Genomic DNA, 12426 nt, shown 5'->3' on the forward strand with positions numbered 1-12426 from the left:
GATGACCGCGGGGGGGCCGACGGCCGACGAGCGGGGGGCGACCGGCGAACGGGGCGCGTCCGCGGGCGACGAGGGGGCCGCCCGCGCGAGCGACCGGCTCCCCATCGCGCCGACCGTCGCGAGCGGGGTCGTGGCCGCCGCCGTGTTGCTCCCGCTGCTCTGGCTCGTCAGGACGGCGCTCGCGGGCGGTCCGGGGGAGGCCGTCGCGCTGCTCGCGCGCCCCGAGACGCTCCGGGTGTTCGTCAACAGCGCCGCGCTCGTCGCCGCGGTGACCGGGGCGTCGATCCTCCTCGGCGTCCCGCTCGCGTACCTGACGGTCCGCACCGACCTGCCGCTCCGCCGCTCGCTCACGGTCGCCGTCTCGCTGCCGCTCGTCGTCCCGAGCTACATCGGGGCGTTCGCCTTCGTCTCGGCGTTCGGCCCGAAGGGGGCGTTCCAGCGGGTGCTCGCGCCGCTCGGCGTCGAGTCGCTCCCCCGCATCTACGGCTTCGCCGGCGCGACGCTCGTGCTCACCCTCTACACCTACCCGTACGTCTACATCACGACGCGCGCCGCGCTCGCGTCGCTCGACACGCGCCTCGTCGACGCCGCGCGGACGCTCGATCACTCGCGGTGGGAGGCGTTCAGGCGCGTGACCGTCCCGCAGATCCGCCCGGCGGTCGCCGCGGGGAGCCTGCTCGTCGCGCTGTACACCCTCTCCGACTTCGGTACCCCCGCGATCATGCGCTTCGACGCGTTCACGCGCGTCATCTACGTCGAGTTCACCACCTTCGGCCGCGACCTCGCCGCGCTCCTGTCGCTGCTGCTGGTGGCGGTCACGCTGGTGATCCTCGCGCTCGAATCGCGCGTCCGGGGAACGGGGCCGCTGTACGCGGTCGGCGGTCGCCACGGCGACACGGTCCCGCTCGGGCGGTGGACCGCCCCCGCGGTGCTGTTCTGCGCCGCCGTCCCCGCGCTGGCGCTCGTCGTGCCGCTTCTCATCCTCGGCGCGTGGTTCGTCAACGGGGCGAGCGGCGGGGCCGCGCTGGACTTCAGGATGGAGTACGTGTTCAACTCGGTCGGCGTCTCGGGGGCTACGGCGGTCGCCGCGACGGCGGCGGCGCTCCCCGTCGCCTACCTGGCGGCGCGACACCGCTCGCGGCTGACGGAGTCGTTCGAGCGGGCCACGTACGTCGGCTACGCGGTCCCGGGCGTCGTCCTCGGCCTCGCGCTCGTCTACCTCGGCACCTCCTACGCGACGCCGATCTACCAGACGCTGTACCTCCTGGTGTTCGCCTACGTGGTCCGCTTCCTGCCGCAGGCGGTCGGGTCGCTGCGCGCGTCGTTCCTCCGGGTCGATCCCGCGCTGCCGGAGGCGGCGCGGACGCTCGGCCGGACGTCCGCCGGCGCGTTCCGGGCGGTGACGCTCCCGCTCGTCGCGCCCGGACTGCTCGGGGGATGGGCGCTCGTGTTCCTGACGACCATGAAGGAGCTGCCGGCGACGCTGTTGCTCGCGCCCACGGGGTTCGACACGCTCGTGACGCGCATCTGGTCGGCGTACGGCCAGGGGTACTTCGGCTACGCCGTCATCCCGGCGCTCATCCTGCTCGGGGTCTCCGCGCTGTCGATGCTGCTCATCATCTCGCAGGAGGGATACGATGTCAGATAGTACGACTACGACACGAACCGTGAACCGGACGGACGAGACGACCGACGCGGCGGGCGAGGCGGTGCTCGAACTCGCCGGCGTGTCGAAGCGCTTCGGGCGGGAGACCGTCATCCGCGACCTCTCGCTGTCGGTGCGCGAGGGCGAGATCCTGACGCTGCTCGGGCCCTCCGGGTGCGGCAAGACGACGACGCTCCGGCTGATCGCGGGGCTCGAACGCCCGGACGGCGGCGAGATACGGCTGAACGGCGCGATCGTCTCGGGGGCGGGCTCGTTCGTCCCGCCCGAGGATCGCGGCATCGGCGTCGTCTTCCAGGAGTTCGCCCTCTTCCCCCACCTGACGGCACGGGAGAACGTCGCCTTCGGGCTGAAGGGGTGGGACCGCGCCGACCGCGAGCGGCGGGTGGACGAACTGCTCGACCTCGTGAACCTGCAGTCGCAGGGCGACAGCTACCCGAGCGAACTCTCCGGCGGCCAGCAGCAGCGCGTCGCGCTCGCCCGGTCGATCGCCCCCGAGCCGGAGATCCTCCTGCTCGACGAGCCGTTCTCGAACCTCGACGTGGACCTCCGCGTCCGGATGCGCGAGGAGGTCCGGCGGATCATCAAGCGCGCCGGGGTGACGGCCGTCTCGGTCACGCACGACCAGGAGGAGGCGATGTCGATCAGCGATCGGGTCGCCGTCGTCAACGGCGGGCGGATCGAGCAGATCGGCCGCCCGGACCGGGTGTTCCAGCACCCCGAATCGCGGTTCGTCGCGGGCTTTCTCGGGCACGCGAGCTTCCTCTCCGGGCGCGTCGGCGCGGAGGCGGTCGAGACCGGCATCGGCCCCGTCGCCCGCGACCGCGTCCACGGCCTCGCCTCGGAGTACGAGGGGTCGAGGATCGAGATCCTCGTCCGCCCCGACGACGTGCGGGCGGACCGGACCGCGTCGAACGCGAACGGGCGGGTCGTCTCCCGCCGGTACCTCGGTCCGACGGTGCTGTACGAGGTCGAACTCGACACGGGCGAGCGCGTCGGCTGCATGCACAACCACGACGAGCGGATCGACCCGGACGAGCGGGTGGCGGTGGTGCTCGAAGCGGACCACGAGCTGTCGTGGTTCCCGCAGGGGGCCGACGTCGCCGGGACGGCGGGCGACTGACGCATGCGGCGCGCCGACCGCCGAGCGGAGGAGGCGGTTCGGGCCGTCGCGCGCCGCCTCGGCCCCCCGGAACGGCTCCTCGCCGCGGCGCTCGCGCTCGCCACCGGTGCCGTCGTCTGGTACCTCGCGGTCGACCTCTTCGCGTACCACAGCGTCAACGACGACGAGGGCGTCTACCTCCTGCAGGCCGCGATGCTGCTCGACGGGCAGGTGTTCCTCTACCCCGGCGACCTCGCGGGCGCGGTCCGACCCTGGTTCTTCGTCGTGGACCGGGGACCGGGCGGGGCGATCCGGATGTACTCGAAGTACGCCCCCGTCGCGCCGGCCGTCTTCGCGCTCGGGAAGGCTGGCGCCGGCGACTACCGCGTCGCCCTCGCCGCCGTCGCCGCCGGAAACGCCGCACTGACGTACGCGCTGACGGCGGCGGCGTTCGATCGCCGGACGGGCCTCGTCGCCGTCGTCGCGCTCGCGGGGGCGCCGCTCTTTCTCGTGACCTCCTCGGTGTTCCTCGCGTACGCGCCGACGACGCTGTTCAACTTGGCGTTCGCCGTCTGTTACGTCCGGGCCGCCCGGACGGGGTGGCTCGGCTACGCGCTCGTGGCGGGGGCGGCGATCGGCGTCGCGTTCCTCTCGCGGCCCTACACCGCGCTGCTGTTCGCGCTCCCGTTCGTCGCCCACGCCCTCGCCGTGCTGTGGCGGGCGCGGCGAACCGGTGAGTTCCCGTCCGCGCTCCGTCGGTACGCGGCCGTCGCCGTCCCCGGCCTCGCGTTCGTCGGGATCACGCTCGGGTACAATGCCCTCGTGACGGGCGATCCGCTCCTGTTCCCCTACGCGGCGTTCGGCCCCCGCGACGGGCTTGGCTTCGGCGAGCGCGCGCTCCTCGGCCACGGGGTCGACTACACCTCCCGCCTCGCGCTCGCGACGACCGTCGCCGCCGTCTCCCGCCTGCTCGTCGAGTGGACGGTCGCCGGTCCCGTCGGGACGGTCCTCGCGGCGGTCGGCCTCGGACTGTTCGCCCTGGAGCTCCGCGGGCGGCCGATCCGCGCTTCGACGAGCGGCATGACGGACCGCGAGGTCGGGGTCGTCCTCGTCGGGGTGTTCGCCTCGGTGATCGCCGGCAACGCCCTCTTCTGGGGGACGTACAACGGGCTGCTCAACGGGCTGATCGACCTGCTGGGCCCGTACTACCACTTCGACGTCCTCCTCCCGCTGTCGGCGTTCGCCGCGGCGGGCGCGGTCCGCGGCATGCGACTGCTCCGCCGGACGGCGACCGCCCGGCTCTCGCCGGCCGCGGCGCGCGCGGTCGTGCTCGTCGTCCTGCTCGTCGGCGCGCCCGTCGTCGTCGCCGCGGAGCGGGGCGCGCTCGCCGACCCGGTGGCGGAGAACCGGCTCCGGACCGAGAACCTCGGGACGGCGTACGAACCGATCGAGCGGACGGCGTTCGCCCGCGCGCTCGTGTTCGTCCCCACGCCGTACGGAGCCTGGAGCGCCCACCCGTTCCAGCACCTCCGCAACGATCCCGGGTTCGACGGTCCGGTGATATACGCCCAGGACCGCGGTCCGGCCCGCGATCTGAAGACGATCGACGCCGCGGGGGACCGCGCGCTCTACCGGTTCACCTACCGCGGGCGGTGGACGGGGGCGGTGACGCCCGTCGAGCCGGAGCTCCGGCGGCTGACGGTGCTCCGCGGCGAGCGGATCGAGGCGACGACGACCGTCGGCGCGCCGGAGGGGATGGAACGCGCGTGGGTTCGCGTCGAGACGGAGTCGGGCTACGCCCGCTACGCGGTGGACGACCCGGGCGAGGCGGTGACGGTCGAGTGGACCGTCGGTCCGAGGGGCGCGCGGGCAACGAGCCACCCCTTCGCGGCGGGGCGCGGACTCGACTCGACCGGCGGCGAACCGGCGGTCCGCGTCCCCGAGGGCGCGAGCGAGGTCGATCTGACCGTGACGTTCGCCGACCGGGCGGGGGGGACGCTCACCTACCGCCAGGAGCTCACCGTCGAGGTCACCGGCGAGGGCGTCCGCGCCGTCTGGCCGCCGGAGGCGCGGGTCTGCGCGCTGGTCACCGAGTGCGGGACCGAGGGGACGTACGTGGGACCCGACGGGGAGTACGTCGACGGCGTGGCCGTCGAGACCGACGCCCGCGCGACGAACGCCTCCCGCACCGTGACCGACTCCTCGGAACCCGCCGCGCGTGGCGAGGATAACAAGCCATAAGTTTAGGCTGACCTAATCCCGCTGCGATGGAACTGACGCGACGCGACGCCCTGGCCGCGCTGGCGGCGAGCGGCGCGCTGGGCGGCGGCGCGGCGCTGACCTGGGAGCGCCTCGGGCGGGCGGACGACGGGGAGGGTGGGTCGGTCGCGTTCGACGAGCGGGCGGTCGAGACGCTCGTCGCGGTCGCGGCCGTCCTCTACCCGTCGGCGGCGACGGGCGTCCCGGAGTTCGTCGAGACCTACGTCGTCGGGCGGATCCGCGATCGGGCGGCGTACGCGGCGGGCGTCCGGGACGCCCTCTCGACGCTCGACGTCGCCGCCGAGTCGTGGTACGGCGGACCGTACGCGACGCTCGACGGCGACGAGCGGGACCGCCTGCTCCGGGAACTCGGCGTCGCCACCGCGGAGCCGAATCCCGACGGGACGGACGCCGAGCGCCTGCGGTACTACCTGGTGAACGAACTGCTCTACGCGTTCTACGCGTCGCCGGCGGGCGGCGAACTGGTCGGCATCGAGAACCCGCAGGGCCACCCCGGCGGACTGGAGAGCTACCGGCGGGGGCCGAAGCCGTGAGGCGGCGGGGTGCGCGCCGATGAGCGACGGGAGCGACGGCGGGGGGACCGGTGCGGGGAGGGATCGGCGACCCTCGGGGCGCGTCGACGTCTGCGTGATCGGGTCGGGGCCGGCGGGCGCGCTCGTCGCCGCGACGCTCGCCCGGCGCGGGTACGACGTCGTCGTGCTGGAGGCGGGTCGGCGGTTCGACCCCGCGGAGCGGCTCCGGCGGATGGAGCGGAGCATCCGCCCCGGCGGCGGGCCGGTGTGGGAGATGGGCGGCGAGCGCGACGCGTTCACCTCGACCGGGCGACGCTACCCGCTCAACGCGGCCCGCGTGAAGGGCGTGGGCGGGTCGACGCTCCACTGGCAGGGGATGGTGATGCGCCTGCACGAACTCGACTTCGAGCGGCGCACCCGCGAGGGGGTGGCCGACGACTGGCCGATCGGATACGACGACCTCAGGCCGTACTACGCGCGGGCCGAGAGAGAACTCGGCGTCGCCGGCGCGGTCGACGACCCCTTCGCGCCGCCACGGGACGAACCGTTCCCGATGCCCGCCTTCGCGCCCTCCTACGGCGACTCGCTCTTCGCCGACGCCTGCGAGCGGCTGGGCGTGGCGATGCACTCCGTGGGCAACGCCCGGAACTCGGAGGCCTACGACGGGCGCGGCCCGTGCGTCGGCTACGGCACCTGCAAGCCCGTCTGCCCCTCCGGGGCGAAGTACACCGCCGAGGTCCACGTCGCCGAGGCCGAGGCCGAGGGGGCTCGCGTCATCGACCGGGCGGCGGTCCAGCGCCTCGAGCACGACGACTCCGGCGAGGCCGTCGAGGCGGCCGTCTACGCCGCGCCGAACGGCGAGGAACACCGGCAGGAGGCCCGCCGGTTCGTCGTCGCCTGCGGCGGCGTCGAGACGCCGCGCCTGCTCCTCCTCTCGGCGTCCGACCGGCACCCCGACGGGCTCGCCAACGCCAGCGGGCTCGTGGGACGCTACTTCATGGATCACCTGTTCGCGGGGATGGGCGGCCGGCTCGACGAACCGACGCGGCAGAACCACGTCGGGTTCATCACCAGCGAGTGCCACCAGTTCTACGACGAGCCGGGCCGCACGACGCGCGGGATCCCCGGGACGGACGCCGACGTCGGGAGTATCAAACTGGAGTTCCTCAACTACGCCGGCCCCTCGCCGGTCGAGATCGCCCTCGGGGCCGAGGAGTGGGGTGACGACCTGCTCTCCACCCTCCGGGGGGCCTACGGGAACGAGATCGCCGTCGGCGCGCTGGTCGGTCAGCTCCCGCGGCGGGAGAACCGGGTCGCGCTCGACCGCTCGCGGACGGACGACCACGGCAACCCCGTGCCGGCGATCCACTGGCGTATCGACGACCGGACGAGGCGGACCATAGAGCGGGCCAACGAGATCCAGCGGGCGATCCTCTCCGAGCTCGGAGCCGAGATCACCTGGACCGTCGGCCCGGGGAACACCGGTCCCGCGTTTCACCACATGGGAACGACGAGGATGGGGACGGATCCGGAAGAGAGCGTCGTCGACCCGACGCTCCGGACCCACGACCTCGACAACTGCTGGATCGCGTCGAGCGGCGTCTTCGTCACGGGGGGCGCGATGAACCCAACGCTGACGATCGCGGCGCTCGCGCTGCGCGCGGCGGATCACGTCGAGGAGACGCTTTGACTCCTCGGGTGGGAACTAGCGCGTTCGCCTGCGGGCGCGCTCCTCGACCCCCACGGTCACGATCGACTTCGCGATGGCCGCGCCGCCGGAGAGCGGGTCGAGCTTCGTCTCGCCCGCCCGCTCTGCGTACTCGATGGGGATCTCGCGGACGGCGTACCCGCGCGCGACCGGTCTGATGAGGAGTTCGGCCGACAGCCCCGTGTTCTCCGTCCACTCGATGCCGTCGACGACCGCCCGCCGGTAGGCGCGCATCCCGGTCGTCACGTCGTGGAGGCGTCGCCCCGCGAGTACGCTGGCGAGCAGCGCGAACGCGCGGTTCCCGAGCCGATTCACCGGCGGCATCGCCCGCGCGCCGTGATACAGGCGGTCGCCGCTGACCACGTCGTAGCCGTCGTTGATCGCGTCGAGGAAGTCGGGGAGGCGCTCCATCGGGTAGGTGTCGTCGCAGTCGGTGGTGACGACGACCGGCCGGGTCGCGCTCGCGAGCGCCGCCGCCACCGCCACGCCGTACCCCCGCGGGCGCTGTTGGACGACGCGAGCACCGCGCTCGCGGGCGATCTCCGGGGTCCCGTCGGACGACCCGTCGACGCAGACGACCTCGGCGCGGCCGTCCGTCACGCGCGCCACGTCGTCGAGGACGGTCCCGATCGCCGCCTCCTCGTTGTACGTCCCCATGACCACGCTCACGTCGTCGAACGTGTAGTCCCCGCCCCGTTCACGGTCGAGTGCTCGACTCATTACCCGGGGATTTCCGGCGGCGGACTTGAACGTTTAGGTTTGCCAAAAACGGCTCCGTTCGACGGACCGCGCCGCCGAGCGGCCGGTACGGGTTCGAGCGTGGGATCGCCCTCGTCCGCGAACTCCGTCACCGGGATCGGACCGGCGGGGTGTTCGCCCCGCCGTCGTCTTCGTCGTCTTCGTCGATCAGATCGCCGTCGTCGCCGTCGATACCGTCGATCCGGTCGCCGTCGGTCTCGACGTTCCCATCCGATCGCGCCGTTCGCCACTCGGGATCGCGGGCGCGCGCGCGGCCGGCGGCGTCGCGCGCGCCGCCCGTCACCGCGCGGCGCTCGACGAGGGCCATCAGGCGGTCGAGCACCGGCCCGGAGAGGCGAACGCTCACGACGGCGAGCCCGATCCCGGCGACGACGTCGGTCCCCCAGTGGATGCCGAGGTACATCGTCGAGACCACGACGCTCGCGGCGAGGACGGCGGCCACGGGGACCCAGCGGGGGTAGCGGTCGCGCGTCTCCCACGCCAGTAGCGCGACGGTCACCGAGAGCGAGGTGTGAAGCGAGGGGAAGACGTTGGTGTTCGTGTTCACCTGGCTCGTGAGCAGTTGCGAACTCGGGTACGTCGAGTACAGCAGCGGGTCGACGAGTTCGGGCATGACGTTTCGCGGCCCGTAGGAGATGAACAGCGTGTAACAGACGAGCCCGATCGCGTAGTTGAGGCAGTAGGCGACCGCCGTGCGCTGGAGCGCCTCGGCGCGCTCCAGCGCGAGGTACGCGACGAGCGGGAACACCAGCAGGAAGACGTAGCCGTAGACGTAGACGAACGAGAAGTACGCGGTGAGCGTCGGGGTCGCGAACGACTGGACGACGGCGACGAACACCCCCTCGATGCCCAGGATGGCGCCGGTCACGTTCCACCCGATCAGCCACGACACCTCGGGGCCGTAGTCCCGCGCGATCTTGTTCACGAGGAGGACGGCGACGAGCAACCCGAGGCCGGGCGCGGCGGCGCGCAGTCGCCGTCGGACGTCGCGCGCCGTCTCGACGAGGCGGTTCACGCCGATGATCGTCAGCGACGCGATCACCAGCATCGCTCCCGAGACGACGACGACGCTCGCGAGGACGTCACCCAGACCCACGTCGATTCACCCCTGGAGGAGGCGACCCTCCTGATATCTGAACCCGGCCTCGACGAACAGGTCGCGGGCGCGCTCGACGTCGAGTTCGCCGTCCTCTCCGACGAAGGGGAGGACGGGGGCCTCGTCGTCCCAGGTCAGCTCCGGGGCGAGCCAGTCCGTCGTCGCCAGCGGACTGACGGCCGGCGTGGCGTAGCCGTCGAAGACGGACTCGACGATGTGCGCCCTGTCGAGCAGGCGCGCGACCGCCCGCCGGAACCGCAGGTTCGACAGGGGGGCGCGGCGGACGTTGTAGCCGACGTGGTAGAACGACGCCGAGGGGTGGACGATGAGCGAGAGGGCGGCCGCTCGACCGATGTCGGGTGCGACCGCCGAACTGAGCGGGCTGGCGCTCGCGTCGGCCCGCCCCTCCGCGAGCAGTTCGACCGCGACGGAGTCGGAGGGGACCGGACGGAACACCGCGCGGTCGAACGCGAGGCGGTCGCCGACGGCCGCCCCGAGGTCCCCCTCGACCCGCCCCAGGAAGTGATCCTCGACGCGCGCGAGGACGATGCGCTCGTCCCGCTCGACCGCCTCGATCCGAAGCGGTCCGCTCCCGATCGGGTTCGGGTTCTCCCAGACGAGCGCCTCCGTCGTCTGCGCGCCGACCGACACCCCCGCGACGGTCGCGGGGTCGGTGTACTCGCGCCACACGTGACGGGGGAGCACCGGGACGGTGAACGCCCGCTCCGCGATCGACGGCGCGACGTCGTCGAAGGCGAACTCGACGACCCGCTCGTCGACAGCCGACACGTCGGCGACGAGCGATCCCTCCCCGCGGAACCGCTCGGCCGGGACCGGCGCGTCGGCCTCGCCGAGCGAGGTGTCGGCGAGAAATCGGTACGTGAACGCCACGTCCCGGGCGGTGACGGGCGTTCCGTCGTGCCAGTACGCCCGTCTGAGGGACATCTCGGCGCGACGGTCGTCGTCCGTCCACGTCCACCCGGCCGCGAGCCAGGGTCGGACCGTGTCGTCGTGGACGCGACCCAGGGAGTCGTACACCAGTCCGGTGATCGTACCGCGGTCGCGGTGTTCGGCCGCGAGCGGATTCAGGTTGCGCGTGGCCCGCGCGTCGCGGAGCAGGACGCGCAGAGCGTCCCGCGGAACGCCCCCGACGGCGTCGAGGGCGATGTAGCCGAGCGGAGTCGTCGGCGGGAGCCGCTTCCACCCGGAGAACCGGTCGGTCCGGATCGCGATGACGTCGTCGGGGAACGCCACGACGGTACACGGCTGGGCCTCGACGAGCGCCATCTGCAGGTCGACGACGACCCTCCGACGGGCGTCGCCCTCGCGCCGACGCTGCTCGTCCAGGAGTTCGTCCATCGAGAGGTCGGTGTAGCCGAAGGGGTTCTGCCACCCCTGTTCGCCCGCGTAGCGCGAGTGCAGGAACGGACGCAGGAAGTCGGGGTCCCGTCCTCCGGGGGAGGGCGCGACGTAGAGGTCGAAGTCGTGATTGACGAGCAGATCGCGCAGCAGGGCCTCCTCGGCCATCGGGAGCAGTTCCGTCTCGATCCCGACCGCCTCCAGCCCGTTCGCCAGCGCGCGGGCGATGCGGATGGCGTAGGGGTCCGCGTCGGTCGGGAGCGTCTTGATGCGGAGCGAGAGCTGTTCCGCTCGCGTCCGGCCGGCGATGTTCCAGATCCCGTCCAGACAACCGGCCGTGGCGGCGAGCGACGCGCTCGCCGTTCCGTGTAGCAGCCGCCGGCGCGTCGTTCGCGCGTCGTTCGGTTCACGAGCCATTCGTCTATCGTCCCCCGTAGACGCTTCTGCTGTACCTCCCTCTCGGGACAGATAAGGTGACCGATATAGTGATACCGAGACGGGGGCTCGTCACCCGCCGCTCCGTCGGGTAGATCGCCCGCACGGACGTCATATCGCCCCCACGAGCGGAAGCGAGAGCGTCGCGGCCCAGCAGGCGACGACGAGCAGCGCGTGCCACCGATCGGCGGTCGCGGTCGCGCCGACGGCGGCGACCATCCCCGCCGAGACGAGTACCGCCGCACGGTGCAGGATCGCTCGAATCGGGAGGACCGCGACGCCCAGCGCGGCGTAATCGAGGACGAACGCCACGCCGAGTCCCGTCGCGACGAGGGCGAACGCGCGGATCGGTCGGTGCGGCCGCGCGAGGAGCGCGGCCGACGCCGGAATGCCGACCGCGATGACCGGGTAGAGCAGCCCCGCGAAGACCTTCGGGGAGGTCCCGGGGAACGTCGTTTCGAGCGCGACGCCGACCGCCCTGACGGCGAGGTACAGCCCCGCCGGACCGACGGCCGGACCGAGCGCGATCGCGCTCGCCCGCGCGTCGTCCCGGAGCCGATCGAGTCCGCGCCGGGCGAGGGCCGGCCCCGCCAGGGCGAGCGCCGCGACGGTGGTTCCTACCTCGATCGTCGAGATCCACCCGTGGCCGTCGGCCGTCCCGCCGTTGCCGGCGTAGACCCGGACGACGCGATCGACGGAGAGCGTTCGCATGAAGTCGATCTCGACGCGGCGCTGGGCGTCCGCGATACCGGAGACGGTGTGGCGCAGGCGGAACCAGTCCCAGTGCTCGCTGTGGGCCTGCAGCGCCGTCCACCCGCCGTCGCGCGCGGCGTACGCCCGCACGTGGTCGCGCGCGCCGAGGTAGCTGCCGTCGTGCAGTTGATAGCGCTCCTCGAGCCACGCGCCGTTTCCGTCGGGCGACTCGACGTAGGTGTATCGCCGCGCCCCCCGGGCGTCGCTCCAGACGAGGCGGTCCTCGCTGTCGTCGTACTCGACGTTCGCGATCGAGGCGGTGTCGGTGTCCTCCGTCTCGTTCTCGGTGGGCTGCCACTCGGCGTCGCCGCGGTGGGTCATAAGCCGTCGTGTCGTCGCCGGATCGGCGTACACGACGAGGTTGATGGCGAGCGTCCGCGAGCTGAACGAGTGGCGCTTGCTCGTGTAGGGCCACAGGCGATCGGACCCATCCCGGAGTTCGACCACCTCGTCGGTCCGTTCCCCGGCGATCGGCGGGCCCCCCACGTCGAGCGCCGTCGCTCCCGACAGGAGCGCGAGGACCAGCAGCCCCGCCGCGAACCACGTTGCGTCGTCCATCTCGGGGAGTGGTCGCTTGGGGGAGGCCGAACAAATAGTTTCTCGCCGTTCGGTGACGGTCTCGGTGTCGTACCCCTGGAGACACCGGACGGGACCTCGGCGGGCGAGGGCGCGTGTGGCGGCGCGCGACTGCGGAGCGAGCCGGCGGCTCGACGCGCGATGGACGCGGCAAAACGTGGGCGTGCAGGCGACGCCGCGGGC

The 12426-nt window shown here is 72.8% G+C and carries 9 protein-coding genes; 5 read left to right on the forward strand and 4 right to left on the reverse strand.

Going from position 1 to position 12426, the window contains the following annotated elements:
* The first annotated feature begins 1 nt into the window (after position 1).
* From P1K31_RS06365 to P1K31_RS06385, 5 genes are read left to right on the forward strand one after another with little or no spacing between them, the layout of a single operon-like run.
* Complete coding sequence (locus tag P1K31_RS06365) at positions 2-1648, forward strand: ABC transporter permease (RefSeq protein WP_276305447.1); 1647 nt, start codon at positions 2-4, stop codon at positions 1646-1648.
* Positions 1638-2786, forward strand: coding sequence for an ABC transporter ATP-binding protein (locus tag P1K31_RS06370; RefSeq protein WP_276305448.1), 1149 nt, complete (start codon positions 1638-1640; stop codon positions 2784-2786). Before P1K31_RS06365 ends, P1K31_RS06370 begins: the two co-directional genes overlap by 11 nt.
* 3 nt (positions 2787-2789) lie before the next feature.
* Positions 2790-5006, forward strand: coding sequence for a DUF7846 domain-containing protein (locus tag P1K31_RS06375; RefSeq protein WP_276305449.1), 2217 nt, complete (start codon positions 2790-2792; stop codon positions 5004-5006).
* Positions 5007-5032: 26 nt separating this feature from the next.
* A complete protein-coding gene (locus P1K31_RS06380; protein ID WP_276305450.1) occupies positions 5033-5578 on the forward strand; it encodes a gluconate 2-dehydrogenase subunit 3 family protein in 546 nt (181 codons plus the stop codon).
* A gap of 19 nt (positions 5579-5597) precedes the next feature.
* Entirely contained in the window at positions 5598-7247 is a 1650-nt protein-coding gene (locus P1K31_RS06385) for a GMC family oxidoreductase (protein WP_276305451.1), read from the forward strand.
* 15 nt (positions 7248-7262) lie between these two features.
* Here P1K31_RS06385 and P1K31_RS06390 read toward each other — a convergent pair whose 3' ends face one another.
* The 4 genes from P1K31_RS06390 to P1K31_RS06405 all read right to left on the reverse strand — a co-directional run bounded on the left by P1K31_RS06390 (position 7263) and on the right by P1K31_RS06405 (position 12225).
* The gene (locus P1K31_RS06390) at positions 7263-7985 is read right to left on the reverse strand and encodes a dolichyl-phosphate hexose transferase (RefSeq protein WP_276305452.1); all 723 of its coding nucleotides are present in this window, start codon (positions 7983-7985) and stop codon (positions 7263-7265) included.
* A 127-nt stretch (positions 7986-8112) separates the two neighbouring features.
* On the reverse strand, positions 8113-9120 hold the full coding sequence (locus tag P1K31_RS06395) for a phosphatase PAP2 family protein (protein ID WP_276305453.1): 1008 nt from the start codon (positions 9118-9120) through the stop codon (positions 8113-8115).
* Between the two features lie 6 nt (positions 9121-9126).
* Positions 9127-10896, reverse strand: coding sequence for an ABC transporter substrate-binding protein (locus P1K31_RS06400; RefSeq protein WP_276305454.1), 1770 nt, complete (start codon positions 10894-10896; stop codon positions 9127-9129).
* Between the two features lie 129 nt (positions 10897-11025).
* Positions 11026-12225 (reverse strand): hypothetical protein, encoded by a 1200-nt coding sequence (locus P1K31_RS06405; protein WP_276305455.1) that lies wholly within the window; start codon positions 12223-12225, stop codon positions 11026-11028.
* Positions 12226-12426 lie beyond the last annotated feature (201 nt).

Origin of the sequence: Halomarina halobia (assembly GCF_029338575.1) — an archaeon.
GTDB classification, from domain to species: Archaea; Halobacteriota; Halobacteria; order Halobacteriales; family Haloarculaceae; genus Halomarina; species Halomarina halobia.